This window comes from Streptomyces albidochromogenes, from assembly GCF_005981925.1.
GTDB lineage: Bacteria > Actinomycetota > Actinomycetes > Streptomycetales > Streptomycetaceae > Streptomyces > Streptomyces albidochromogenes.
The window spans coordinates 1-24,887 of sequence record NZ_VBVX01000072.1; the positions used below are offsets into that span (position 1 = coordinate 1).

Here is a 24,887-nt window from a genome sequence, read left to right on the forward strand (position 1 = left end):
GTCGGGGGGTGGGGTGGGGGTGTTCTTCTCCTCGTTCTTGTCCCCCGGAGGGTAGTCACCGGCCACCCGAGGCTCTGGTTCACCGACCGTCCGCGTGTGCGTACTCGGTACGCCGCCGTCCCGGACGGCCGCCGCCTCCTCGGTGGTGAGGTGGACGTTGGCGAGGAGCTGGTCCGTCACCCACCGGCCGCGCTCGTTCTGGTGCCGCCACTCGTGCAAGTACCCGCAGGCGGTGAGGAGTTGCTTGACCTTCTGGTACGCCCGGCCCTTGATTCCGAGCCGCTCCGCGTGCGCGCTCAGCGGCCGCTCGGTCGCGCCCTCGGGGAGTCCCTGTACGTACAGAAGCAGGATCTTCGCGTCGCTGTTCAGACGCGAGTGCTGCACGATGTCGTGCGAAGCCTTGGTGTAGCGCCGGAGAGGCGCGATAGCATGCCGAAGCATCCTCGGGACTCCTTGTAAGTCCTTGATGGTGAAGGTCCTCGGTTTGGTGTTGGTAGCACCGCCGGGGACCGCCCCGTGTCCGGACGGACACGAAGCGTGATGACTCGGTCACCGTACCGCACCATGCCCAACTCCCGCATATGCCCAGGGAAATGCCCACCCGAGGCGACGGAGCCGTCGGCTGGAGTACTCACCACGGCTGAGTACGTACGCTCTGCCCGGCCACCCGCTGAGACGGAACGCTGTGGCCATGAGACAGCGACTGCCGGAACCCGCCACCCATCTCCTGGCCGCCCTCGCGCCCGCCGTACTGGCGATGGCCGCGTGGGCCGGCTGGCTGGGCTGGGATCAACACCGCGATGTGCATCCCGACGGGACGACGACCGGACCGTATGAGGCATGGCAGGTGATCGGGCTGGCGCTGACGCTGCTCGCGCCGGCGTACTGGGCGGCCTCCCGGCACCACCTCGCCGCCGCCATGCTCGGCGTCCCGCTCGGCCTGACCGCCGCGGCCTTCTACGACTGGTCGGACGACTCCAGCGGCCTCTTCGTGGTCGGCGTGGGGATGGTCATGATCGGGAGTTTCACCGTGACCGCCGCCTTCACAGCCGCCGTCGCCACCATGACGCAACGCCGAGGACAGTTCGGCGCGACGCCGCAGGGAGCGTGACGGCCTTCAGGACCACGACCGGGTCCCGAAGGCCCACAGGCAACCGTCCGGATCAGACGCGGGCGTACGAGACGAACGCGGCCCGGGAGCCGGGCGCGACCGCCGACTGCGGGCCGTCGGTGACCTCGGAGTCCCGGACGTCGGCAAGGTGGTGTGGGCGGACCTGGCCGTCCCGTGGACCGGTCAGCCCGTCAGCCGCTCAGCCGGTCCGCAGCGCCGCGAGCTGTTGCGCGAACGGCAGCACCGCTTCGTCGGCGGGCCGGCGGGTGCGCGCCCGCGACTCCATCAGGTCGGCCAGCTCGGCGCCCGCCCGCTCGATGCGGCGCGGGAGGTCGTCCGTACGGGCGGTCCCCTCCGAGCCCCAGTCCTCCGAGGCGGCGTACACCGCCGTCGGCACGACCAGCGCCCGCAGGTAGGCGAAGAGCGGGCGCATGGCGTGCTCCAGCGCCAGGGAGTGGCGGGCCGTGCCGCCGGTCGCGGCGATCAGGACCGGCTTGCCGGCCAGGGCGGTGTTGTCGATCAGGTCGAAGAACGACTTGAACAGGCCGCTGTACGAGGCGGAGAACACGGGGGTGACGGCGATCAGGCCGTCCGCCTCCGTGACCGCGTCGATCGCGTCGGCGAGGGCCGGGCCGGGGAAGCCGGTGACCAGGTGGTTCGCGATGGCGGTGGCCAGCTCCCGCACCTCGACGACGCGGACCTCGGCGTCGCCGAGGGACGTGCGCGTCGCCTCCGCCAGCCGGTCCGCGAGGAGCCGGGTCGACGAGGGCACGCTCAGGCCCGCCGCTACGACCACGAGCTTCATGCCGTCACCTCTTCCTGGGCGAGCGCGGCGGCGACACGCGCCGCGTGGGTGGGGCCGTCCGGCACCTGGGCCGGGCGGTTCTTGGCGAACTCCTCGCGGAGTACGGGGACCACTTCCTCGCCGAGCAGGTCGAGCTGCTCCAGCACGGTCTTGAGGGGGAGTCCGGCGTGGTCCATGAGGAAGAGCTGGCGCTGGTAGTCGCCGAAGCTCTCACGGAAGGTGAGGGTCTTCTCGATGACCTCCTGCGGCGATCCGACGGTCAGCGGGGTCTGCTCGGTGAACTCCTCCAGCGAGGGCCCGTGCCCGTACACCGGCGCGTTGTCGAAGTACGGACGGAACTCGCGCACCGCGTCCTGCGAGTTCTTCCGCATGAACACCTGCCCGCCGAGCCCGACGACCGCCTGGTCCGGGGTGCCGTGGCCGTAGTGGGCGTAGCGCTCGCGGTAGAGGTTGATGAGGCGCTTGAAGTGGTCCTTGGGCCAGAAGATGTTGTTGGCGAAGAAGCCGTCGCCGTAGTACGCCGCCTGCTCGGCGATCTCCGGGCTGCGGATGGAGCCGTGCCAGACGAAGGGCGGTACGCCGTCCAGCGGGCGGGGGGTCGAGGTGAAGCCCTGGAGGGCCGTACGGAACTTGCCCTCCCAGTCCACGACGTCCTCGCGCCACAGCCTGTGCAGCAGGGCGTAGTTCTCGACGGCGAGCGGGATGCCCTGGCGGATGTCCTGGCCGAACCACGGGTAGACCGGTCCGGTGTTTCCGCGCCCCATCATCAGGTCCACCCGGCCGTCGGCCAGGTGCTGGAGCATCGCGTAGTCCTCGGCGATCTTCACCGGGTCGTTGGTGGTGATCAGCGTGGTGGACGTGGACAGGATGATGTTCTCGGTGCGGGCGGCGATCCAGCCGAGCATGGTGGTGGGCGAGGAGGGGACGAAGGGCCGGTTGTGGTGCTCGCCGGTCGCGAAGACGTCGAGGCCGACCTCCTCGGCCTTGAGCGCGATGGCCGTCATGGCCTTGATGCGCTCGTGCTCCGTCGGCGTCCTGCCGGTGGTCGGGTCGGTCGTCACATCTCCGACGCTGAAGATCCCGAACTGCAACGCGCTCACCTCCAAGGCGGTCCTGCGGTGTCGTTGAAAGTTTAACAACCACGCCAACGGTGGGGTGCGCCGGGATATTCCACGTCACGGCACGCGGGCGGAGACCGGCGGACGGCGCTTGCCGCACCTGCCGGTGAGCGGTGAAAACGGGGCGAATGCCGGGTTCGGCCCAGGCCCGAGCCGTCGACCGGCCCGGGGTGGGAGAACCGGGCCGGTCGATCGCGACGGCAACCGCGACCCGGCTCTCCCACCGGCAGTCGCTACAGCGGCGCGCTGTGCCACTTCCACGAGGTGACCCGGTCGCGGCCCGGCAGATCGGCGCGGCCGGTGGCCCACAGCAGGACGGCCCACCGGTCCTCGTCGGCCGGGGCGTCGGGGAAGAGCCGGGCCAGGGCCCGGTCGCACAGGTCCACGGGCGGCGTCCAGGGCTGGGCGAGCCCTTCGGCGACGTCGTGGGTGTGGACGAGCGTCTCCACGACGCCCATCGCGGCGAAGCCCTCCGGGTCGGAGATCCCGTACGCGTGGTGGGCGCGCAGGTCCGGAGAGGCCGAGCGCACCATCGCCGCGAGCAGAGCGCCGCTCGCCTCCAGCGTCTGGAGCAGTCCGGAGGGGCCGGCGGCGGGGTCCGCGAAGACCCTGCTCGCCGGGCCGCCCTCACGGGCGCGGGACGACCGGTAGGGCACGCTGCCGGCGAGCGGCGGATTGCGCGGACCCAGTCGGACCGCGTAGGAGAAGAGGTCGTCACTCATGTGCTCGACCGTCTCCCAGCAGGTCCACTCCAGGGAACCGGCCGGAGTCGTCCAGGTGCCGGGCGGGAACGCGCCGAGCGTGTCGACCGCCAGGCGTACGGCGGTGGTCACGTCGTCCGCGGTGACGGGCAGCCGGGTGCCGCTCAGCGCCGCGCGCTCGGCGGCGCCGCACTCCACGCAGAACTCGTTGCCCTCGGGATCGGCCAGCGTCGCCCAGCCCCGCCCGTTGGGCCTGCGGTGATCGGCGACGAGGGTCGCGCCGAGGGCGAGCAGGCGCTCGACCTCCTCGTCGCGGGTGCGGTCGTCCGGCATCAGGTCGAGGTGGAGGCGGTTCTTGATGCTCTTGGCCTCGGGCACCGCGACGAAGAGCAGCGCCGCGCCGCCGGGGGCCTCGACGAGCGCCTCGGGGTCACCGGGCTCGTCGTCGTCGGAGATGGAGACGCCGAAAACTTCGGCCCAGAAGCCGGCGAGCTTGTAGGCGTCGGCGCAGTCGATGGTCACGTGATGTACGAGAGACGTCATGGCCTCACTGTCCCCGCTGGGTCCCGCCCGGGCCACCGAGTTGTCGGAAAGGGCGAGTTGGGGGGAGGCGCGTGGATCGGGTGCCGCCGTCGGCGGCACCCGATCCACGGAGGGCGTGAGCCCCTAGGCCCAGGTGATCAGGCGCTTCGGCTGTTCCAGGATCGCGGCCACATCGGCCAGCACCCGGGAACCGAGCTCGCCGTCGACCAGGCGGTGGTCGAAGGAGAGCGCGAGCGTGGTGACCTGGCGCGGCTTGACCTTGCCCTTGTGCACCCACGGCTGGAGCTTGATCGCCCCGACCGCGAGGATCGCGGACTCGCCCGGGTTGAGGATCGGCGTACCGGTGTCGACGCCGAAGACGCCGACGTTGGTGATGGTCACCGTGCCGCCCTGCATCGCCGCCGGTGACGTCTTGCCCTCGCGGGCCGTCGTCACCAGCTCGCCCAGCGCCGCCGCGAGCCGCGGCAGCGTCATGGCCTGGGCGTCCTTGATGTTCGGGACGATCAGGCCGCGCGGGGTGGCCGCCGCGATGCCCAGGTTGACGTACTCCTTGTGCACGATCTCCTGGTTCTCCTCGTCCCAGGACGCGTTGACGTCCGGGTTGCGCTTGATCGCGACCAGGAGCGCCTTGGCGATCAGGAGGAGCGGGTTCACGCGCAGGCCCGCCATGTCCTTGTCGGACTTCAGCTCTTCGACGAGCTTCATGGTGCGGGTGATGTCGAAGGTGATGAACTCCGTGACGTGCGGCGCGGTGAACGCGCTGTTCACCATGGCCGACGCGATGGCCTTCCGTACGCCCTTGACGGGGGTACGGGTCTCACGGGCCGCACCGCCGACGGCCTCGGCCGGAGCGACCGCCGGGGCCTCGGCCGCGGCCGGCTCGGGCCGTGCGGCGACCGGCTCGGGCTGTACGGCGGACGCCGCCGCCGCGTGGACGTCCTCGCGGGTGATGATCCCGTCGGGGCCGGTCGGCGTGATCGCGGCCAGGTCCAGACCCAGGTCCTTGGCGAGCTTGCGCACCGGCGGCTTCGCCAGCGGGCGCGACGCCGGGGCGGTGTGCCCGTGGCCGTTGAGCTCGGCCTGGACCGCGGCGGCGACGGCGGCCTCGGGAGCCGCCGCCCCCTTGCGGGCGCGGCGCTTGGTGGACGCCTCGGAGACGCCGTACCCGACGAGCACCGGCTGGCGGGCGGCGGGCTTGGCCTCCTCCGGCTCCGGGGCGGGCTCGGGCTCCGCCACCGGGACCTGCGCGGGGGCCTCGGGCGCGGCGGCCGCCGTGCCCGGTGCCACGTCGACCGTGATGATCACCTGGCCGACGTCGACCGTCACGCCCTCGCCGAAGCGCAGCTCGTGCACCACGCCGTCGTACGGGATGGGCAGCTCGACGGCGGCCTTGGCCGTCTCGACCTCGCACACCACCTGGCCGTCGGTCACCGTGTCGCCCGGCTGGACGTACCACTTGAGGATCTCGGCCTCGGTCAGACCCTCGCCCACATCGGGCATCTTGAACTCGCGGAAGCGCGCCGTGTCGGCGGCGGGAGCGGATGTCTCAGTCATCGTCACGGCTCTCCTCAGTACGCAAGCGAGCGGTCGACGGCGTCGAGTACCCGGTCCAGTCCCGGCAAGTACTCCTCCTCCAGGCGCGCCGGCGGGTACGGCGCGTGGAAGCCGCCCACTCTCAGCACCGGCGCCTCCAGGTGGTAGAAGCACCGCTCCGTGATGCGGGCGGCGATCTCGGCGCCCGAGCCGTAGAAGACCGGGGCCTCGTGGACGACGACCAGGTGGCGGGTCTTCTCGACCGACGTCTGGATGGTGTCGAAGTCGATCGGGGACATCGACCGCAGGTCGACGACCTCGACGGACTTGCCCTCCTCGGCGGCCGCGGCCGCCGCCTCGACGCAGACCTTGACCATCGGGCCGTACGCCGCGAGCGTCAGGTCGGCGCCCTCGCGGACCACCCGCGCCTTGTGGAGCGGGCCGGGGATGGCCTCGGTGTCGACCTCGCTCTTGTCCCAGTAGCGCCGCTTCGGCTCGAAGAAGATCACCGGGTCGTCGCTCTGGATGGCCTGCTGCATCATCCAGTAGGCGTCCGAGGAGTTGGACGGCGAGACGATCTTCAGACCGGCGACGTGCGCGAACAGCGCCTCCGGCGACTCGCTGTGGTGCTCGACCGCGCCGATGCCGCCGCCGTACGGAATGCGGATGACGACCGGCATCTTGATCTTGCCGAGCGAGCGGGCGTGCATCTTCGCGAGCTGCGTGACGATCTGGTCGTACGCCGGGAAGACGAACCCGTCGAACTGGATCTCCACGACCGGGCGGTAGCCGCGCAGGGCCAGGCCGATCGCGGTGCCCACGATGCCGGACTCGGCGAGCGGGGTGTCGATGACCCGCTCCTCGCCGAAGTCCTTCTGCAGGCCGTCGGTGACACGGAAGACGCCGCCGAGCTTGCCGACGTCCTCGCCCATGATCAGGACCTTGGGGTCGGTGTCCAGGGCGGTGCGCAGCGACTCGTTGATCGCCTTCGCGAGGGGGAGCTTCTGTACGGCCATGACTTACTTGCCCTCCTCGGCGAAGGACGCCTGGTACGCGGCGAACTGCGCCCGCTCCTCGTCGACCAGGGCGTGACCGTCCGCGTACACGTTCTCGAAGATCGCCATCTGATCGGGGTCGGGCATCGCCCGCACCGCCTCGCGGACCCGCTTGCCCAGCGACTCCGATTCCGCCTCGAGACCATCGAAGAAGGCCGCGTCGGCGAAGCCCTGCTTCTCCAGGTACGTGCGCAGGCGCAGGATCGGGTCCTTCGCCTCCCACGCCTCGCGCTCCTCGTCGGCCCGGTACTTCGTCGGGTCGTCGGAGGTGGTGTGCGCGCCCATGCGGTACGTGAAGGCCTCGACCAGCGTCGGCCCCTCGCCCCGGCGGGCGCGCTCCAGCGCGTCGCGGGTCACGGCCAGGCAGGCCAGTACGTCGTTGCCGTCGACCCGCACGCCCGGGAAGCCGAAGCCCTGCGCGCGCTGGTAGAGCGGCACGCGGGTCTGGCGCTCGGTGGGCTCGGAGATCGCCCACTGGTTGTTCTGGCAGAAGAAGACGACCGGGGCGTTGTAGACCGCGGAGAAGGTGAACGATTCGGCGACATCGCCCTGGCTGGACGCGCCGTCGCCGAAGTACGCGACGACCGCGGAGTCCGCGCCGTCCTTGGCGACCCCCATGGCGTACCCGGTCGCGTGCAGCGTCTGCGAGCCGATCACGATCGTGTACAGATGGAAATTGTTGGTGTTGGGGTCCCAGCCACCGTGGTTCACGCCACGGAACATTCCCAGCAGATTGGTCGGGTCGACGCCCCGGCACCAGGCGACACCGTGCTCGCGGTACGTCGGGAAGACGTAGTCGTCGTCACGCAGAGCCCGTCCGGAGCCGATCTGGGCCGCCTCCTGGCCGAGCAGCGAGGCCCACAGGCCCAGCTCGCCCTGGCGCTGGAGCGCGGTGGCCTCGGCGTCGAAGCGACGGGTCAGGACCATGTCCCGGTACAGGCCGAGCAGTTCGTCCGGGGTGAGATCGATCGAGTAGTCCGGGTGCTCGATCCGCTCGCCCTCGGGGGTGAGCAGCTGTACGAGCTCCGGCTCGGATCGCTGGGGTTTCTTGGCGCTGACGCGCTTGGTGCTGCTGCGTCGCGGCTTACGCGCGGCAGTGCTCTCCACGGTCACGTGCGTGCTCCTCCGTCTGTCCGGCCCCCGGGGTCTGCCGGTGACCAGTGCGGCTCACCTGCCTGCGTCCTCGTGCACGGGGTGGGTGCGACTCGGCCGGAACAGGTGTGACAGGTGCCCCGGCGAAACGCCCTGCCAAAGGCACGTTACCCAGTGCTTCGCATAACTGCGAAACCCCATTTGACCTGCGATTTTGCTTGGAAATCCAAGTAAATCGAAGAATTCGGGAACAACCACTGGTCACAGCCTTGCGGGCCGCCGGAACAGGGGCACGTTATCCCGGCGACCCACGACACGGGAAGAGTTCTTGTGTGAGGATGACGGCGTGCCCGAAGAAGGAAAAATCACCGTATTCCTGGTCGACGACCACGAAGTCGTCCGGCGCGGCGTCCACGAACTGCTCTCCGTCGAGGACGACATCGAGGTGGTCGGCGAGGCCGGCACAGCGGGAGATGCCCTGGTCAGGATCCCTGCGACCCGTCCGGACGTGGCCGTGCTCGACGTACGGCTGCCCGACGGAAGCGGCGTCGAGGTGTGCCGGGAAGTCCGTTCGCTGAATGAGGACATCAAATGCCTGATGCTCACCTCGTTCGCCGACGACGAGGCACTTTTCGACGCCATCATGGCCGGTGCGTCCGGATACGTCCTCAAGGCCATCCGGGGCAATGAGCTGCTGACGGCCGTACGCGACGTGGCGGCCGGCAAGTCGCTGCTCGACCCGGTGGCGACCGCCCGCGTCCTGGAGCGCCTGCGGTCGGGGAACGCCGGCGGCAACGGCGGCGCCGACGGCGACAACCGGCTCGCGAACCTCACCGAGCAGGAACGGAAGATCCTCGACCTGATCGGCGAGGGCCTGACCAACCGGGTCATCGGTGAGCGGCTGCACCTCGCGGAGAAGACCATCAAGAACTACGTCTCCAGCCTGCTGTCCAAGCTGGGCATGGAGCGCCGCTCGCAGGCCGCCGCGTACGTGGCGCGCAAGCAGGCCGAAGAGAGACGCTGACCACGTACGTTTCGGGACTTCCGTCCCTTTCCCGGTCCCACCCGGTGACCGACAGTGAATCGCATGCCCACCGAGGACCTCCGCGCCATCGAACTCCTCCGCCGCGTCCCCTACGGCCGAGTCGCCACCAGCATGCGGGCGCTGCCCTTCCTCGCCGTCGCCCGCCACGTCGTCGCACAGGGGCGCGTGCTGCTGCGCATGCACGCGGGGTTCAACCACCACCAGGCCTGCCACGGCAGCGTGGTCACGTACGGCGCGGACAACTTCGACCCGCGCGCGCCCGCCGGCGGCACCCTGTGGGCGGTCCAGTGCACCGGCACCGCCGAGCTCTTCGAGCCGGACGCCGCCGAACTGGAACTCTTCGGCCGGGGCCCGCACTCCGTCGACGGCGAGCCCTTCAACCCCGTCTACATACGGATAGAGCCACGGCTCGTCACCGCGCACACCCTCAACAGCGCCCCCGAGCGACGGTACGAGTACGCTCTGTGACGCGGTGATCTAACATCTGGCGGGTGCCCCGCTCATCTGTACTCGCTCCTCCGCCGCCCGTCGGCGACCTGCTGCGCCGCTACCGCGACGCGGGCGACCCGCTCTCCTGCGAACCCGTGGCCCAGGGCCTGCTCAACCACGGCTACCGCCTCGTCACCACGCGCGGTGACTACTTCCTCAAGCACCACCTCGACGGCGACCGCGAGACCATCAGGCGCCAGCACCGCGCCACCCGCCACCTCCAGGCGTTCGGCGTCCCCGTCGCCCCGCCCGTCGAGGACACCCACGGCGGCACCGTCACCGTCATCGCCGGCCGCTGCTACGCCCTGCACCCCTGGGTGGAGGGCCGCCACCGGGACGGGGCCCAGCTGACGACGGTGGAGTCACGGCGCCTGGGCGCCCTGCTGGGGCTGGTGCACACCTGCCTGGACCGGGTCATGGAGGAGCCGGACCGGCGTACGCACGACTGCGCCGACCCCGCCGACACCTACGCGCTGATCGACGAGCTGCTGACGCTGGCACGCGGGCACCGGCCCCGGGACGCCTTCGACGTACTGGCCGAGCACCGCCTGGTGGAGCGGCGCGCGCTCCTGGAGCGGCACGCGCACCGGCGGCCCCCGCCGGTCGCCGAGCCCGCCACCGGGTGGGTGCACGGCGACTTCCATCCGCTGAACCTGCTCTACCGGGGCGCCGAGCCCGCCGCGATCGTCGACTGGGACCGGCTCGCGGTGCAGCCGCGCGCGGAGGAGGCGGTCCGGGCCGCCGCGATCTTCTTCGTACGGCCGGACGGCGCGCTGGAGCTGGCGAAGGTACGGGCGTACGCGGCGGCGTACCGGCGGGCCGCCGGGGCCGGGGCGTACGAGGTGGCGGCCGCCGTGCACCGGGTGTGGTGGGAGCGGCTGAACGACTTCTGGATACTGCGCTGGCGCTACCAGCGGCACGACCGAAGGGCCGACCCGCAGTTTCCCGCGGCGTCGGCCCTGGCGGTGTGGTGGACGAAGGAGTACGAGGCGGTGTGCGAGGCCTTCGCCGGGTGAGCGGCGGGGCTCAGGGAGTGGTGCCGCCCGCGTCGGTGCCGCCGACGTCGGTGCCGCCCGCGTCCGTCCCGCCGACGTCGGTGCCGCCGTCGGTGGTGCCACCGGCGTCCGTGCCGCCGTCGGTGGTGCCGCCGTCGGTCGTCGTGCCCGGGTCGGTGTGGGCGGGGCTCGACGGCGTGACGCTGGGCGTGTGCGACGGGGTGTTGCTCGGCGTGTTCGGCGGGATGTCGGACGGCTTCCAGCTCGGCTGCTGACCGCCGGTCGAGGAGGTGCCCGGGTCGGTGCCGGGCGAGGTCTCCTCGTCGTCCGAGGGCTTCTCGGACGGCGTCTTCTCCGGCTTCGGCGAGGACTCGGAGACCTTCGGCGGGTCCTTCTTCTCCTCGGCGCCGTTGCCGCCCGCCTTGTTCACCGCGAAGGCGACACCCGCCGTGATCGCGATGATCGCGAGCACCGCGAAGATCCACATCTTGCCGCGGCCGCCCCGGTTGCCGCCGTTCCCGCCGTCGTACGCCCCGTCGTCCGGGTTCATCGGCGGCAGCATCGCGCCGCCGGCCCGCATCTGCGAGGTGTCACCGTGCGACGGGTGGCCCATCGCCGTCGTCGGGTAGGTGCCGCCGACGGGGGTGTGGCCGCCCTCGTGCATCTCCACCGGGCCGGTGTTCCACATGCCGGTGTGGCTGCCCTGCTCCTGGAGCATGGACAGGCCGTACTGGACGAGCCCGCGCATCTCCTCCGCGCTCTGGAACCGGTCGTCCGGGTCCTTGGCGAGGGAGCGCATGACGAGCCCGTCGAGCTCGGGCGGGGCCACGTCCGACATCTCGGACGGCGGTACGGGGATGTCCTGCACGTGCTGGTAGACCACCGACAGCGGCGTCTCACCGGTGAAGGGGGGCCGCAGGGCGAGCAGCTCGTACAGCAGGCAGCCCGTCGCGTACAGGTCGCTGCGGTGGTCGACGGCCTTGCCCAGCGCCTGCTCGGGGGAGAGGTACTGGGGCGTGCCCATGACCATGCCGGTCTGCGTCATGGTCGACTGGGCGCCGTGCAGGGCGCGCGCGATGCCGAAGTCCATGACCTTGACCGCGCCACTGTGCGTGATGATCACGTTCGCGGGCTTGATGTCGCGGTGCACGATGCCGTGCTGGTGGCTGTAGGCGAGCGCCTCCAGCACGCCGGAGACGATGATCAGCGCCTGCTCGGGGCCCGGGGCCTCGGCGTTCTGGAGCAGCTCGCGGATCGTGCGGCCCTCGACGAGCTCCATCACGATGTAGGGGACGACGCTGCCGCCGACCTGGTCCTCGCCGGAGTCGTACACGGCGACCACCGCGTGGTGGTTCAGGCCGGCGACCGACTGTGCCTCGCGGGTGAAGCGGGCCTTGGAGGTCGGGTCCTCGGCGAGGTCGGAGCGCAGCAGCTTCACCGCGACGGTACGGCCGAGCCGTACGTCCTCGGCGGCGAACACTTCCGCCATGCCGCCGCGGCCGAGTCGGTGCGTCAGCCGGTAGCGACCATCGCCGACCAATCCGCCCATACCCCATGATTCCGGGGCGTCCGACACTCCGCCGCCGCTTCCCTCGGGTTCGGGTGCCATCAGTCCTCGCCGTCGTTTCTGTCCGCGCCGCGTCCGCGGTCGTCCTCATGGGCCTCAACGTCTCAAGGCGTGCGCCTCGAGGAGCTCCGCCACGTCACGCTACAGCCTCCGCGCGACGCTCCGGTTCGAGATGGACCGGCCATCAAACCCGTTGCCGATGTACCCGTGCAAATTCCGGACCCGTGCGCGACCCGGGCCGCACCCGCGCTGTAACGCTTGCGCGACGCTTCTTGCGCGTACGGTCACGGAACGGGCATCGCGCTTGACGTGTCAGTGCCCTCGGGCAGACTTGGCCCGTAAATCTTGCGCTGAGGGGGAAGCACAGTCATGAGCCAGGACGGCGGACAGGGCCGCTACGCGGGCGGCTCGGTCGCGGGCGGGCGGTACCAGCTGCGCGACCTGCTCGGAGAAGGCGGCATGGCGTCGGTGTACCTCGCGTACGACACCGCCCTCGACCGCCAGGTCGCCATCAAGACGCTGCACACGGAACTCGGCCGCGAACAGTCGTTCCGCGAGCGCTTCCGGCGCGAGGCGCAGGCGGTCGCCAAGCTGTCCCACACCAACATCGTCTCGGTCTTCGACACCGGCGAGGACGAGCTGGACGGCGCCCTGATGCCGTACATCGTCATGGAGTACGTCGAGGGGCAGCCGCTCGGCTCCGTGCTCCAGGCGGACATCACGCGGCACGGCGCCATGCCGACCGACAAAGCGCTGAAGATCACATCCGATGTGCTGGCGGCGCTGGAGACCAGCCACGAGATGGGCCTGGTCCACCGCGACATCAAGCCCGGCAACGTGATGATGAGCAAGCGCGACGTCGTCAAGGTCATGGACTTCGGCATCGCGCGGGCCATGCAGTCCGGCGTCACCTCCATGACGCAGACCGGCATGGTCGTCGGCACTCCGCAATACCTGTCCCCCGAGCAGGCGCTGGGGCGCGGGGTGGACGCGCGCTCCGACCTGTACTCGGTCGGCATCATGCTGTTCCAGCTGGTGACGGGGCGGCTGCCGTTCGACGCGGACTCGCCGCTCGCCATCGCGTACGCGCACGTCCAGGAGGAGCCGGTGGCTCCTTCCTCGATCAACCGGTCCGTGCCGCCGGCGGTGGACGCCCTGGTGGCGCGGGCGCTGAAGAAGAACCCGAACGAGCGCTTCCCGAGCGCCGAGGCGATGCGCGACGAGATCGCGCGGATCTCGGGGTCGGGCCAGACGGGGGCCGCGCCGGTGATCATCACCGGTGCTCCGTCGCAGAGCGGTTCCGGGGTCGGCTCCGCCGTCTTCCCGCCGGTCGACCAGGCGGGCTACCCGCAGAGCGGCAGCGTCCAGACGCCGTACCAGCCCTCCACGCCGCCGCCGGGCCCGTACGCGCCGCACACACCGGCCCCCGGCCCCGGCACGAACCAGCCCGCCTACGGCTACCCGACGCCGGCGCCGTACGCGACGCACGGGATGCAGCCCCAGAGCGGCCAGTACCAGGGTGGACAGCACCCGAGCGGCCAGCACCAGGGCGGGCACACGCCGCCGCCGTACCCGATGTCGCCCCAGGGCGCGCCGAACTCCGGTGGCGGGTCCGGCCGCAACATGCCGGTGCTCGTGGGCGCGATCGTGGTCGTCCTGCTCGCGATCGGCGGGGTGGTCACGGCCCTCTCGCTCAAGGAGGACCCGCCGGCGCAGAACACCGGCACCGACGACCCCCCGCAGAGCCAGGCGGCGGCGAAGCCCGGCTACCGGGGCCCGGACCGCACCCGGACGATGAAGACCACCGACTGCTCGCCCGGCAGGGAGTCGCTGACGGACCCGGAGAAGGTCGTCGTACCGAGCTTCCTCTACAAGGACGTCCTCTCGGTCAAGGCGTGCCTCCGGGCGGCCGGGTGGAAGATCAAGGAAAGCCGGGTCGACAACGCCACCTGGGGTGAGGACCTGGTCGTCAACCAGTTCCCCAAGGCCGGCTCGGACGTGGACGAGGACGACGCCACGATCGAGGTCGAGATCTCGACCGGCAACCCGCCCACGGACTAGGCCGAACGGCCTCCCGGTACGGAACGGACGTGGGAAGGGGCCCGGTGCGCCGACGGCGTACCGGGCCCCTTTCGTGTGACCTGGGGTGCCGGACATGTGGCGGCATGTGACGCTGGGCCTGTTGTTCCCAGTGGTCCGGATCACACCGTGGTCCGGCGCGTTCGGCTCAGGAGGCAAGGCCCATGGCTGTCCGGTTCGCCGCGGTGGGGGTGGCCGCACTGCTGGCCCTGCCGGCCTCGGGGGCGTACGCCGACGAGCGCCCCCCGGGGCCGCCGCACATGTCCACGCCCTCGGCGACGACTCCCCCGGGCGACGGCGGTGAGCGCGACCTGCTGCCGGGCGTCGCGGCGCCGGACCGGCCCGAACGGCCCGAGCGGCCCGCCGCCTCCACCGCCTCGCCCGCCGAGAGCCTCGCGGGCCGGCCCGCCGGGGAGGGGCGCAGGCGGCCGGGACGGCCCCCGGCCCGCAGCGCTGAGCCGGGCGGGGACGAGGAGGCCGACGAGAAGGCGTCGCCGAGCGCCTCCGCGAGTCCGTCGGGCAGCGCGGGGGTCTCGCCGAGCGCCTCCGCGTCCGGCTCGGCCTCCGCGCCGGCGAGTTCCCCGGCCGCCCCCCGCGAGTCGTACGCGCCCGAGTCGTGGGACGTACACGAGGAGGCCCTCGACGAGGCCGGCCAGGAACCCGCCGTTCCGCCCTCCGACCGGCCGCCGGGCGCCGCGCCCGAGGGGTCCGAGCAGGTCGTGGCGCAGTCCGACCCGCTGGGCGTCCATGTGCTGCCGCTGGGCGCCGGGCTGACGCTGATGGGGCTGGGGCTCGGGTTCCTCGGGCTGCGACTGCGCCGCGGCTGACGCGCGTACGGCGGCGTCCCCCTCAAGACCTACGCGCGAAGTCCTTCTCAGGGCGGTTGGCCAGGCACCGGCATACTCGGTATACATACTCAGTATGTCGATCCGCCACGGGCTGCTGGCCCTCCTTGAGCACGGGCCCCGGTACGGCTCCCAGTTGCGCACCGAGTTCGAGTCGCGCACCGGCGCCACCTGGCCCCTGAACGTCGGCCAGGTCTACACGACCCTGGGCCGCCTCGAACGCGACGGCATGGTCGTCCAGGACGGCGAGGACGATGCCGGCCACGCGCTCTACGCAATCACGGACGCCGGGCGGGGCGAGCTCAGGAGCTGGTTCGGGCGCCCCGTGGACCGGGCCAGTCCGCCCCGCGACGAGCTGGCCATCAAGCTCGCCATGGCCGTCGGCGCCCCCGGCGTCGACATCCGGGCCGTCATCCAGGCCCAGCGACACGCGACCCTGCGGGCCATGCAGGACTACACCCGGCTGAAGGCCCAGGCCCTCGTCGCGGTCGAGGGCGCCGACGGCGAGAAGGGGCGCGACGACGTCGCCTGGCTGCTCGTCCTGGAACAGCTGATCTTCCAGACCGAGGCCGAGGCCCGTTGGCTCGACCACTCCGAGTCACGGCTCGCCCGGCTCTCCGCCGCGGCCGCGCGCAGAGCCGGGAACGCCACGCCGGCCGCGACACCCGGCCCGGCGGACTCCCGGGGTCCGGCAGCCACCGACGTCACCGGCGCCCCCGCCGCCCGTACCACCACCGACCACGGAACCGCTCGTACCCCTTCCTCAGCTCGCAGCGCCCGGCGATAAGCCCGCGTCGCACGACCATCCCGTCCCAGGGGGGACCTCTCCATGCCTGAAGCCATGCCCGGATCCATGCCTCACGAGTCACACGAGGCGCACCAGTCACAACCGTCACAGCAGCCCGTGCTCCAGCTCGAACAGCTGACCCGCGTCCACGGCAGCGGCGCCACCGAAGTGCACGCCCTGCGCGGCGTGGACCTCTCCGTCTTCCCCGGCGAACTCGTCGCCGTCATGGGACCGTCCGGTTCGGGCAAGTCCACCCTGCTGACCATCGCGGGCGGCCTCGACAGCCCCACCTCGGGCCGCGTCGTCGTCGAAGGCACCGACATCACGACCGTCGGCCGCAAGGAACTCGCCGCCCTGCGCCGCCGCAGCATCGGCTACGTCTTCCAGGACTACAACCTCATACCGGCCCTGACCGCCGCCGAGAATGTCGCCCTGCCCCGCGAACTGGACGGCGTATCGGCCCGCAAGGCCCGCGTCACCGCCGTCGCCGCGCTGGAGGAGATGGGCCTCGGCCAGCTCGCCGACCGCTTCCCCGACGAGATGTCCGGCGGCCAGCAGCAGCGCGTGGCCATCGCCCGCGCGCTCGTGGGCGACCGCCGCCTCGTCCTCGCCGACGAGCCGACCGGCGCCCTGGACTCCGAGACCGGCGAGTCCGTACTCGCGCTGCTGCGCGCCCGCTGCGACGCCGGCGCCGCCGGCATCCTCGTCACCCACGAGCCGCGCTTCGCCGCCTGGGCCGACCGCGTCGTCTTCCTGCGGGACGGTTCCGTCGTCGACGAGACCCTGCGCAGCCAGGCCGACTCCCTGCTCTCCGGGCAGGCGGCCGCACAGTGAACCGCTGGTACCACTCATGGGTGGCCGCGGTGCGCATCGCCCGCCGCGACGCCTGGCGCTTCAAGGGCCGCAGCGCCCTCGTCCTCGCCATGATCGCCCTGCCGATCCTCGGCGTCAGCGCCGTCGACCTCACCCTGCGCAGCGCCGAGCTGTCCGCCGAGCAGCAGATGGACCGCGACCTGGGCGCGGCCGACGCCCGGATGAGCGACCCGGGCATGGGCGGCGTGGCGATCCACCAGGCCCCCGACGGCACCAGCTCCGCGCCGGCGAAGGACTACGGCGAGAACGACCCGTGGCCCGAGGGCGCCGGTGACGTCCCGGCCGCCTTCCCGGCGGGCGCCAAGACGCTCAAGGACGCGAACGGCAGCGGCAAACTCCGTACCAAGCACGGCCTGCTCAACACCGTGATCCACGAGCTCGACGCGACCGACCCGATGACCCGGGGCATGCTGACCCTGGACCAGGGCCGCTTCCCCGAGAAGGCCGGCGAGATCGCCGCCACCACGCACTTCCTGGAGTCCGGCGGCCTGGAGATCGGCTCGACGGTCACCGCCCGGGGGCTCGCCACCGAGTACCGGATCGTCGGCTCGTACGAACTTCCCGACTCGCTCAAGGCCGATGAGGTCCTGGCCCCGCCCGGCACCTTCCTCGCGCCCCTCGACAAGGCCCTGAAGGCCGACGACCTCCCCGGCACGGAGACCAGCAGCACCCACCTGGTCTCCGTCGGCCAGGACGGTTTCACGTGGAACATGGTCCAGAAGGCGAACAGCCAGGGCGTCGTGGTCGTCTCGCGCGCCGTCGCCCTCGACCCGCCCGCCGACTCCGAGGTACCGCTCTTCCAGAAGAAGGGCTGGGGAGGCGACTACAGCCAGAGCGCGGCGTCCGACGCCGCGGCGCTCGCCGTCGTCGCCACCGTCGTCGGCCTCGCCATGCTGGAGATCTGCCTGCTGGCCGGACCCGCGTTCGCGGTCGGCGCCCGCCGCTCCGCCCGCCAGCTCGGCCTCGTCGGCGCCAACGGCGGCGACCGCCGCCACATCCGCGCCATCGTGCTCTCCGGCGGCCTGGTCATCGGCGTCGCGGCGGCCGTCGTGGGCACCGCGCTCGGCCTGCTCCTCACCTTCGTGCTGCGGCCGCTGCTCGAGGACTACATGGGCAAGCGGTTCGGCAGCTTCGACATCCGGCCCCTGGAACTGCTCGGCATCGGCGCGCTCGCCGTCCTGACCGGCCTGCTCGCCGCGATCGTTCCCGCCATCACCTCGTCCCGGCAGTCCGTGCTCGCCTCGCTGACCGGCCGCCGCGGGGTCCGCCGCTCCAGCCGCGTCCTGCCCGTCATCGGCCTCGTCGCGGCCGGCCTGGGCATCACCATCACCCTGTACGGCGCGAGCGCCAGCGACAACGTCACCGTCGTCGCGGGCGGCAGCGCCCTCGCCGAGCTGGGCATCGTCGCCCTCACCCCCGCCCTGGTCGGCCTCTTCGGCCGCCTCGGCCGGTGGCTGCCACTGTCGCCGCGCCTCGCCCTGCGCGACGCCGTCCGCAACCGGGGCCGTACGGCCCCCGCCGTCGCCGCCGTGCTGGCGGCCGTCGCGGGCACCGTCGCGGTGGCGACGTACACGGCCAGCGACGACGTCCAGCAGCGCGCCGAGTACAGCGCACGGCTCCCCTACGGCGTGGTGTCGGTGATGGACGGCGAGGGCGGCGGACGGGACGTGCCGGACATCCGCGCGGCGGTCCAGAAGCACTTCCCTGTCGACGAGCGCGCCGACGTCGCCCGCATCGCCGTGGGCAACGCCAACTGCCTGCCCTACAGCGACGCCAAGGGCTGCGGGCGGTACGAGATCTTCACGCCCGTGAAGAACCGCTGCGCCCTGTGGGCCGAGAACCTTCCGGGCGCCAAGGAGATTCCCCCCGCCGAGCGGCGCAAGCTGTCCGAGGACTGGCGCTGCGAGGAGAGCGGACACTACGCGGAGTACGACGTCCTGGTCGCCGACGAGAAGCTGCTGTCGGTCCTCGCGGTCGACGACCCGGCCGCCGCGGACGCGCTCAAGAGCGGCAAGGCGGTCTCCTTCGACCGGCGCAACGTCGAGAAGGGGAAGGTCGGCATCAAGCTGATCACCGACATCGACAAGGCCGATCGGATGGTGCGCGAGGGCGAGGACGCCCCCGGCGAGATCAAGTCCTTCCCCGTGCACCAGGCGTCGAAGTCGGCCGAGGGGTACGGAATCAAGGTCGTGCTCCCCCAGGGGGCGGCGAAGGCCGCCGGGCTCATCACCGCCCCGGTCGGCGCGTACTTCTCGACCGACGCACTGCCGGACAGCACCCAGCAGCAAAAGCTAGAAGCGGCCCTCGACACCCTCGGCACCGACGGCGGCCTGTACGTCGAGAAGGGGTACACCAGCGACAACAGCATCGAGCTGCTGGCCCTGGCCGTCTTCGCCGGGCTCGTCACCATCGGCGCCGCGGGCATCGCCACGGGCCTCGCCCAGACCGACGCCGAGCCCGACCTGAAGACCCTCGCCGCCGTCGGCGCGCCCCCGCGGGTTCGCAGGACGCTGAGCGGCTTCCAGTGCGGGGTGGTCGCCGCGATGGGCGTGGTGCTCGGCTCGGCGGCGGGCGTGCTGCCCGCGATCGGGCTGCGGCTGACCGAGGAACGCCAACAGCTCAAGTGGTACGAGGAGGCCGTGGCCGGCGGAATGGGCGGCATGAACGAGGTGCCGTACGTCCCGATCGTCGTCCCGTGGGAGACCCTCGCGGTGCTGCTCGTCGCCGTACCCGTGGGCGCGGCGCTGCTGGCCGCGCTCGTGACCCGCTCCCGCACCGCGGTGGCGCGGCGCGCGGCGGGCTGAGCCCGGCGGTTGTTTCCCGTGCCCCCGTACAGGGTGGATCACCCCTGTACGGGGGCACACCGTGTGGTGACGCACGTGTACGAGAGAATGGCCGCATGGAGATGCCGAGGAGTGAACGGTCGCAGGAGAGTCCCCACGTCCTGGTCGTAGGACAGGACGGAATGGCTCTCGGCGGCGCGGACGACGAGTCGCGCGAGGTGCCAGTGTCGGAGATGGTCGAACAGCCCGCCAAGGTCATGCGCATCGGCAGCATGATCAAGCAACTCCTGGAGGAAGTACGGGCGGCTCCTCTCGACGAGGCGAGCCGGGTACGGCTGAAGGACATCCACGCCAGCTCGGTCAAGGAGCTCGAAGACGGGCTGGCGCCCGAGCTCGTCGAGGAACTGGAGCGGCTCTCCCTGCCGTTCACGGACGAGGCGATTCCCTCCGAGGCGGAACTGCGGATCGCGCAGGCCCAGTTGGTGGGGTGGCTCGAAGGTCTCTTCCACGGCATCCAGACGGCCCTGTTCGCCCAGCAGATGGCGGCGCGGGCGCAGTTGGAGCAGATGCGGCGCGCGCTTCCGCCCGGCTCGGGGCATGACGAGGACGGCCAGGAGGACGGCCACGGGCCGGTGCGCTCGGGCCCGTACCTCTAGGTCCTGACCGGCTTCGGGGCGTGGGCACGGCCGCTGGGCCCTGACCGGCCTCGGGACGCGAGAACGACCGTGCGTGACCGGACCGGCCGGCGCCGGACCGCGCCGCGCACTGGAGTGACAGGAGGCCCGCACCGCCGGACGGCGGTGCGGGCCTCCTCCGCGTTCGTCGAGCCGTCGCTCAGCCCGCCGTCAGCAGGATCTTGCCGACGTGCCCGCCCGCCTCCAGCGCCCGGTGGGCCTCCGCCGCCTCCGCCATGGCGACGACGCGGTCCACGACCGGGCGCACACGGCCGGCGCTGATCAGCGGCCACACGTGCTCCCGCACGGCCGCGACGATCGCCGCCTTCTCGCCGAGCGGGCGGGCCCGCAGCGTCGTCGCCGTGATCGCGGCGCGCTTCTTCATCAGGGCGCTCAGGTTCACCTCGCCCTTCACACCGCCCTGCATCCCGATGATCGCGAGGCGGCCGTTGACGGCGAGTGCCTTCACGTTCCGGTCCAGGTACTTGGCCCCGATGATGTCCAGGATGACGTCCGCGCCGGCCCCGTCGGTGGCCTTGCGCAGCTCCTGCACGAAGTCCTGCTCGCGGTAGTCGATGAGGATGTCCGCACCGAGCTCCGCGCACCGCGCCAGCTTCTCCGGGCCGCCGGCCGTGACCGCGACCCGCGCGCCGACCGCCTTGGCGAGCTGGATCGCCATGGTGCCGATGCCGCTCGCGCCGCCGTGCAGCAGCAGCGTCTCGCCCGGCCGCAGGTGGGCGATCATGAAGACGTTCGACCAGACCGTCGAGGTGGTCTCGGGCAGGGACGCCGCCGTGACGAGGTCCATGCCGGGGGGCACGGGCAGCAGCTGCCCGGCCGGTACGGCGACCTTCTCGGCGTACCCGCCGCCGGTCAGCAGCGCGCACACCTCGTCGCCCACGGACCAGCCCGAGACCCCCGGCCCGAGCGCGGCGACGCGGCCCGCGCACTCGAGACCGGGGTACGGGGAGGCGCCGGGCGGCGGGTCGTAGAAGCCCTGACGTTGCAGCAGGTCGGCGCGGTTGACGGCGCTCGCGACAACCTCGACGAGGACCTCGCCCTCGCCGGGTACGGGATCGGGGACCTCCGCCCATACGAGCGCCTCGGGGCCACCGGGTTCAGGGATCGTGATCGCATACATGGCCGCGAGGCTACTCCGCAGCGGAGCGAACCACTCCGGCTGCCCGGTCACTCCGCCCGAATCGGTCCCGGCAGCACCCGCCGGCGGCCACCGGCCGGCCGACGGCGCTCACCGGCCGACCCGACGGCGGTCACCGGCCCGGCCCAACCGCGATCACCGGCCCGGCCGTCGCCGAAAGGCGCTCTCCGCCGTTCCCCCGACCGCCGCGCCCGCGCCGGACGGCGCTCACTCCGGGAGCGTCACCCGCATGTCCCCCGCGCTCGTGGCACCCGGCGAGGCGCGCACGATGGTGATCACCCGGTCCGTCAGCTGGAGCGGGCTGGCCTCCGGGTCGTCGTACCCGAGCAGCCGGTGTCCGCGCAGCACGCTGACCACCAGGTCCTCGGTCTCCCGTACGTTCCGCCCCACCTCGGCCTTTATCACCGGCCGCTCGATGAGATCGAGGCCGCTGCCCTGCTGGATCAGGTCCTCCATCACCGTGCCGGCGCTCGGACTGAGCACGGACAGGCCGAGGAGGCGCCCGGCGGCGCTGGCGCTGGTGATGACGGCGTCCGCGCCCGACTGGCGCAGCAGCGGCGCGTTCTCCTCCTCGCGGACCGCGGCGACGATCTTCGCGCCCCGGTTGAGCTGCCGTGCGGTGAGTGTGACCAGGACCGCCGTGTCGTCGCGCTGGGTCGCGATGACGATCTGGCGGGCCCGCTGGACCTCCGCGCGCAGCAGTACGTCGCTGCGGGTCGCGTCGCCCAGGACGCCCGTGAACCCGTCGGCGTTGGCCGCCTCGATGACCTTCGCGCTCGGGTCGACGACCACGATCTGCTCTTTCCTGAGCCCCGTGGCGGCCAGGGTCTGGATCGCGGAACGGCCCTTGGTGCCGAATCCGACGATGACGGTGTGGTCGCGCAAGTGGGCCCTCCAGCGGTTCAGCCGCCACTCCTCCCGGGTCCGTTCCGTGAGGACCTCGAGAGTGGTGCCGACCAGGATGATCAGAAAGAGCACGCGCAGCGGCGTCACCACCAGCACATTGATGAGCCTGGCGCTGTCACTGTGCGGCACGATGTCGCCGTAACCCGTGGTGGACAGGGTGACGGTGGAGTAGTACACGGCGTCGAGCAGGGACAGGTTCTCGTCGGCGTTGTCGTGGTAGCCGGCGCGGTCGAGGTAGACGATGAGCACCGTCAGCACCAGGACCCCCAGCGCCATCAGCAGCCGCTTGCCGACCTGGCGCAGCGGGCGGTCGACGACTCGGCGCGGCAGCTTGATCCGAGCGGTGACGAGGTGCTCGTCGGCGTGCCTGGCCATCGCGTCTTGGCCGGGAAGTTTCACGTGAAACGTCCTTCTGTCCAGGGCAGTTCGAGGATTTCGAGGTGCTGGCCGGCCCGTGCGCCGCCGGGCGGGACAACGGCCAGAGCGTCCGCGGCGGCGATGCCGCGGAGCATGGCCGGACCGTTGTAGTGCAGGGGCACGGCCTGTTCGGGTCCGTTCCCGTCCGCACCGCCCGCGCGGTGGACGACCGGAACGAGCCGGGTGTCGTGCGGGTGGCCGTTCACCGCGTCCCGCACGGGCGAGGAGTACGGCGCGGGAGCCGGCCGCTGGGCCCGGGCGCGCAGCAGCGGCTCGGCCAGGGTCAGCAGGCCGGACACGGCCGCGAGCGGATTGCCGGGCAGCCCGACCAGGTACCGGCCCTCGGCGCCCCCGCCCAGGCGCGCCAGCAGCATCGGGTGGCCAGGCCGCACCGCGACGCCGTCGACGAGCAGTTCGGCGCCCGCCTCGCGCAGGATCGGATGCACGTGGTCCACGGGGCCGGCCGCCGTGCCGCCCGTGGTGACGACGAGGTCGGCCTCGGAGGTGGTGACGGCCCGGTGGAGCGCGTCGGCGTCGTCGCCCAGGTGCCGGGTGGCGAGCACTTCGGCGCCCAGGGCTCGCAGCCAGGGGGCGAGGAGGGGGCCGAGGGCGTCGCGGACCATCCCGTCGTGCGGCAGCCCCTCGTCCAGCAGTTCGTCGCCCAGGACGAGCACCTCGACGCGGGCCCGGGGCACGATGTCAAGCTCGTCGTACCCGGCGGCCGCCGCGAGCCCGAGCACGGCGGGCGACACGAGGGCCCCGGCCGGCAGCAACCGGTCGCCGGTACGGCACTCCTGGCCGCGCGGGCGGATGTCCTGCCCCTGGACGACCTCACGACGCGCGTACAGCCGCGCCTGTGCCTCGTCCAGCCGGGCGTGTTCACTGCGGATCACGGCGGTGGCGTCGGGCGGGACCCGCGCACCGGTGGCGATGCGTACGGCCGCACCGTCGGCCAGCGCTGCGGGCCCGGCGTGCCCGGCCAGCACCTGGCCGCCTTCGCCGACGCTCCACCACGGCCCCGGCCCGGCGACCGCCCAGCCGTCCATCGCGGACGTGTCGAAGGACGGCAGATCGGTGAGGGCGCGCAGGGGCTCCGCGAGCACCTGCCCGAGAGCCCGCGCGAGCGGTACCCGCCGCGTGCGGGGCGCGCCCGCGCCACCGGCCCGTGCGGCGACCGCCCGGGCCTCGCTCCACGGCGTGGCCCGGCTACGGGCCGGGGACGGGGACGAAGCGGCCGCCGGTCCGGTCCGACCGGTCCCACCACCGCCCCGGTCCGGCTCGGCGCCGGGACCCGCCGCGTGGGGCGCCTGCGCCTGAGCTGCCGCGCCCCTCGCCTCTGTCGCCCGGCTGACGAGGGCGAGCGCCTCGTCGACGTCGCGGTCCTCCTGGCTCACCCGGCGCCGTCTTCCGCACGGCGCCCCGGGCCCTCGCCCGTACCCGCGCCCTTGGCCTCGTCCTGCGCCTCGGCGGCCCAACGGGCGGCCAGAGCGGCGGCCTTGCGGGCCGCTTCGGCGACGGCGTCCGGCCCGTTGCCGCCCGCCCGCGCCGCCGCGTAGCCGACCAGGAAGGTGGTGAGCGGCGCTGCGGGCCTGGCGACACCGTGCGCGGCGTCGCGGGCGAGGTCGAGCAGGACGTTGATGTCGACATCGAGTTCGATGCCGAGTTCGTCCTTGACTGCGGTCATCCATTCATCCAGCACGTGTCCATGCTCCCTGATCCTCGACCGGGCGGCGGCAATGTCTTCCCAGGTGTCGCAGTCGAAGGAGTCGAGCGCCCCGGCGCTCACGCGCGTCAGGGCCAGCTCGTGGGTGAGCAGCCGCAGCGGCAGTCCCGCGAGACCGCCGTGCTCGGTGGCGAGGAGGGCCAGTTCACGGCGCAGCGGCTCGGCGCGGTAGGCGGCGACCAGCGGCTGGTCCCGCCCGGCCGCGTCCACGAGCAGCGCCGCTTCCACGCCGTCGCCCGCCAGGGCGTCCAGCAGGCGCCGCACCGTCGCACGCCGGACGAACGGCAGATCGGCGGAGAGTACGAGCACGCTCTCGGCGTTGGTGCGCCGCACCCCGGCGTCGAGCGCGGCCAGCGGCCCGCCCCCGGCCGGCTCCTCCCGCGCCCACTCGACGGCGCGCACAGTCGCCCGCCGCCCGCCGACGACGACGGTCGTACCGGCTCCGCCGCACACGCCCAGGACCCGGTCCAGCAGCGTCCGCCCGCCCACGCGCACACCGGGCTTGTCCACCCCGCCGAGCCGCCTGGCGGCCCCTCCGGCAAGCACGATGGCGTCGTACGCGGTCGTGGTCATGCCCCGAGTATGCG

The 24,887-nt window shown here is 72.4% G+C and carries 21 protein-coding genes and 1 pseudogene; 10 read left to right on the forward strand and 12 right to left on the reverse strand.

Features of this window, described 5'->3' with window-relative positions; genetic code table 11:
• Nucleotides 1-441 (reverse strand): annotated as a pseudogene (locus tag E2E34_RS12480) (hypothetical protein); the annotation flags it as partial.
• 250 nt (nt 442-691) lie between these two features.
• Between E2E34_RS12480 and E2E34_RS12485 the strand changes: the two are divergent.
• Nucleotides 692-1,111, forward strand: a complete 420-nt coding sequence (locus E2E34_RS12485) for a hypothetical protein (protein WP_138901962.1) — start codon at nt 692-694, stop codon at nt 1,109-1,111.
• A 199-nt stretch (nt 1,112-1,310) separates the two neighbouring features.
• Here the strand turns inward: E2E34_RS12485 and E2E34_RS12490 are convergent, their stop codons facing one another.
• The 6 genes from E2E34_RS12490 to pdhA form a co-directional block, all read right to left on the reverse strand.
• Nucleotides 1,311-1,916, reverse strand: a complete 606-nt coding sequence (locus tag E2E34_RS12490) for an FMN reductase (protein WP_138901963.1) — start codon at nt 1,914-1,916, stop codon at nt 1,311-1,313.
• Nucleotides 1,913-3,007 carry an LLM class flavin-dependent oxidoreductase gene (locus E2E34_RS12495; protein ID WP_138901980.1) on the reverse strand — a complete coding sequence of 365 codons (1,095 nt, stop codon included), beginning with the start codon at nt 3,005-3,007 and terminating at the stop codon, nt 1,913-1,915. Before E2E34_RS12495 ends, E2E34_RS12490 begins: the two co-directional genes overlap by 4 nt.
• 260 nt (nt 3,008-3,267) lie before the next feature.
• Nucleotides 3,268-4,278 (reverse strand): VOC family protein, encoded by a 1,011-nt coding sequence (locus E2E34_RS12500; protein WP_138901964.1) that lies wholly within the window; start codon nt 4,276-4,278, stop codon nt 3,268-3,270.
• A 123-nt stretch (nt 4,279-4,401) separates the two neighbouring features.
• Entirely contained in the window at nt 4,402-5,832 is a 1,431-nt protein-coding gene (locus E2E34_RS12505; RefSeq protein ID WP_138901965.1) for a dihydrolipoamide acetyltransferase family protein, read from the reverse strand.
• 14 nt (nt 5,833-5,846) lie between these two features.
• The gene (locus E2E34_RS12510) at nt 5,847-6,827 is read right to left on the reverse strand and encodes an alpha-ketoacid dehydrogenase subunit beta (RefSeq protein WP_138901966.1); all 981 of its coding nucleotides are present in this window, start codon (nt 6,825-6,827) and stop codon (nt 5,847-5,849) included.
• Nucleotides 6,828-6,830: 3 nt separating this feature from the next.
• Nucleotides 6,831-7,979: a pyruvate dehydrogenase (acetyl-transferring) E1 component subunit alpha gene (gene pdhA / locus E2E34_RS12515; RefSeq protein ID WP_138901967.1), complete on the reverse strand. Its 1,149-nt coding sequence runs from the start codon at nt 7,977-7,979 to the stop codon at nt 6,831-6,833.
• Nucleotides 7,980-8,304: 325 nt separating this feature from the next.
• Here pdhA and E2E34_RS12520 point away from each other — a divergent pair, with 325 nt between their 5' ends.
• The 3 genes from E2E34_RS12520 to E2E34_RS12530 all read left to right on the forward strand — a co-directional run bounded on the left by E2E34_RS12520 (nt 8,305) and on the right by E2E34_RS12530 (nt 10,508).
• The gene (locus tag E2E34_RS12520; RefSeq protein ID WP_138901968.1) at nt 8,305-8,982 is read left to right on the forward strand and encodes a response regulator; all 678 of its coding nucleotides are present in this window, start codon (nt 8,305-8,307) and stop codon (nt 8,980-8,982) included.
• A gap of 63 nt (nt 8,983-9,045) precedes the next feature.
• Nucleotides 9,046-9,471, forward strand: coding sequence for a pyridoxamine 5'-phosphate oxidase family protein (locus tag E2E34_RS12525; protein WP_138901969.1), 426 nt, complete (start codon nt 9,046-9,048; stop codon nt 9,469-9,471).
• A 23-nt stretch (nt 9,472-9,494) separates the two neighbouring features.
• Nucleotides 9,495-10,508 carry a phosphotransferase gene (locus E2E34_RS12530; protein WP_138901970.1) on the forward strand — a complete coding sequence of 338 codons (1,014 nt, stop codon included), beginning with the start codon at nt 9,495-9,497 and terminating at the stop codon, nt 10,506-10,508.
• A 10-nt stretch (nt 10,509-10,518) separates the two neighbouring features.
• Here E2E34_RS12530 and E2E34_RS12535 read toward each other — a convergent pair whose 3' ends face one another.
• Complete coding sequence (locus E2E34_RS12535) at nt 10,519-12,096, reverse strand: protein kinase domain-containing protein (RefSeq protein ID WP_138901971.1); 1,578 nt, start codon at nt 12,094-12,096, stop codon at nt 10,519-10,521.
• A 327-nt stretch (nt 12,097-12,423) separates the two neighbouring features.
• On the opposite strand from E2E34_RS12535, the gene E2E34_RS12540 reads away from it, so the two are divergent.
• The 6 genes from E2E34_RS12540 to E2E34_RS12565 all read left to right on the forward strand — a co-directional run bounded on the left by E2E34_RS12540 (nt 12,424) and on the right by E2E34_RS12565 (nt 20,077).
• Nucleotides 12,424-14,115 carry a protein kinase domain-containing protein gene (locus E2E34_RS12540; protein WP_138901972.1) on the forward strand — a complete coding sequence of 564 codons (1,692 nt, stop codon included), beginning with the start codon at nt 12,424-12,426 and terminating at the stop codon, nt 14,113-14,115.
• A gap of 182 nt (nt 14,116-14,297) precedes the next feature.
• On the forward strand, nt 14,298-14,960 hold the full coding sequence (locus E2E34_RS12545) for a hypothetical protein (protein WP_138901973.1): 663 nt from the start codon (nt 14,298-14,300) through the stop codon (nt 14,958-14,960).
• 94 nt (nt 14,961-15,054) lie between these two features.
• Entirely contained in the window at nt 15,055-15,765 is a 711-nt protein-coding gene (locus E2E34_RS12550) for a PadR family transcriptional regulator (RefSeq protein WP_138901974.1), read from the forward strand.
• Nucleotides 15,766-15,831: 66 nt separating this feature from the next.
• Complete coding sequence (locus E2E34_RS12555; RefSeq protein WP_189715829.1) at nt 15,832-16,599, forward strand: ABC transporter ATP-binding protein; 768 nt, start codon at nt 15,832-15,834, stop codon at nt 16,597-16,599.
• On the forward strand, nt 16,596-19,442 hold the full coding sequence (locus E2E34_RS12560) for an FtsX-like permease family protein (protein ID WP_138901975.1): 2,847 nt from the start codon (nt 16,596-16,598) through the stop codon (nt 19,440-19,442). Before E2E34_RS12555 ends, E2E34_RS12560 begins: the two co-directional genes overlap by 4 nt.
• A 95-nt stretch (nt 19,443-19,537) precedes the next feature.
• The gene (locus E2E34_RS12565; protein ID WP_138901976.1) at nt 19,538-20,077 is read left to right on the forward strand and encodes a bacterial proteasome activator family protein; all 540 of its coding nucleotides are present in this window, start codon (nt 19,538-19,540) and stop codon (nt 20,075-20,077) included.
• A 178-nt stretch (nt 20,078-20,255) separates the two neighbouring features.
• Here the strand turns inward: E2E34_RS12565 and E2E34_RS12570 are convergent, their stop codons facing one another.
• The 4 genes from E2E34_RS12570 to E2E34_RS36405 form a co-directional block, all read right to left on the reverse strand.
• Nucleotides 20,256-21,236: an NAD(P)H-quinone oxidoreductase gene (locus tag E2E34_RS12570; protein WP_138901977.1), complete on the reverse strand. Its 981-nt coding sequence runs from the start codon at nt 21,234-21,236 to the stop codon at nt 20,256-20,258.
• Between the two features lie 225 nt (nt 21,237-21,461).
• Nucleotides 21,462-22,535 carry a potassium channel family protein gene (locus E2E34_RS12575; protein ID WP_138901981.1) on the reverse strand — a complete coding sequence of 358 codons (1,074 nt, stop codon included), beginning with the start codon at nt 22,533-22,535 and terminating at the stop codon, nt 21,462-21,464.
• A 20-nt stretch (nt 22,536-22,555) separates the two neighbouring features.
• Nucleotides 22,556-23,971, reverse strand: coding sequence for a molybdopterin molybdotransferase MoeA (locus E2E34_RS12580; protein WP_244315679.1), 1,416 nt, complete (start codon nt 23,969-23,971; stop codon nt 22,556-22,558).
• Nucleotides 23,968-24,873, reverse strand: coding sequence for an NTP transferase domain-containing protein (locus E2E34_RS36405; protein WP_138901979.1), 906 nt, complete (start codon nt 24,871-24,873; stop codon nt 23,968-23,970). The genes E2E34_RS12580 and E2E34_RS36405 overlap by 4 nt, the downstream gene beginning before the upstream one ends.
• Nucleotides 24,874-24,887 lie beyond the last annotated feature (14 nt).

Bases quoted from the DNA above. Each gene is read 5' to 3' on its own strand.
- E2E34_RS12545 (WP_138901973.1), top strand. From the start codon at position 14,298: ATGGCTGTCCGGTTCGCCGCGGTGGGGGTGGCCGCACTGCTGGCCCTG.
- E2E34_RS12570 (WP_138901977.1), bottom strand. From the start codon at position 21,236: ATGTATGCGATCACGATCCCTGAACCCGGTGGCCCCGAGGCGCTCGTA.
- E2E34_RS12490 (WP_138901963.1), bottom strand. From the start codon at position 1,916: ATGAAGCTCGTGGTCGTAGCGGCGGGCCTGAGCGTGCCCTCGTCGACC.
- E2E34_RS12500 (WP_138901964.1), bottom strand. From the start codon at position 4,278: ATGACGTCTCTCGTACATCACGTGACCATCGACTGCGCCGACGCCTAC.
- E2E34_RS12535 (WP_138901971.1), bottom strand. From the start codon at position 12,096: ATGGCACCCGAACCCGAGGGAAGCGGCGGCGGAGTGTCGGACGCCCCG.
- E2E34_RS12555 (WP_189715829.1), top strand. From the start codon at position 15,832: ATGCCTCACGAGTCACACGAGGCGCACCAGTCACAACCGTCACAGCAG.
- E2E34_RS36405 (WP_138901979.1), bottom strand. From the start codon at position 24,873: ATGACCACGACCGCGTACGACGCCATCGTGCTTGCCGGAGGGGCCGCC.
- E2E34_RS12540 (WP_138901972.1), top strand. From the start codon at position 12,424: ATGAGCCAGGACGGCGGACAGGGCCGCTACGCGGGCGGCTCGGTCGCG.
- E2E34_RS12550 (WP_138901974.1), top strand. From the start codon at position 15,055: ATGTCGATCCGCCACGGGCTGCTGGCCCTCCTTGAGCACGGGCCCCGG.
- E2E34_RS12525 (WP_138901969.1), top strand. From the start codon at position 9,046: ATGCCCACCGAGGACCTCCGCGCCATCGAACTCCTCCGCCGCGTCCCC.
- E2E34_RS12575 (WP_138901981.1), bottom strand. From the start codon at position 22,535: ATGGCCAGGCACGCCGACGAGCACCTCGTCACCGCTCGGATCAAGCTG.
- E2E34_RS12565 (WP_138901976.1), top strand. From the start codon at position 19,538: ATGGAGATGCCGAGGAGTGAACGGTCGCAGGAGAGTCCCCACGTCCTG.
- E2E34_RS12510 (WP_138901966.1), bottom strand. From the start codon at position 6,827: ATGGCCGTACAGAAGCTCCCCCTCGCGAAGGCGATCAACGAGTCGCTG.
- E2E34_RS12505 (WP_138901965.1), bottom strand. From the start codon at position 5,832: ATGACTGAGACATCCGCTCCCGCCGCCGACACGGCGCGCTTCCGCGAG.
- E2E34_RS12485 (WP_138901962.1), top strand. From the start codon at position 692: ATGAGACAGCGACTGCCGGAACCCGCCACCCATCTCCTGGCCGCCCTC.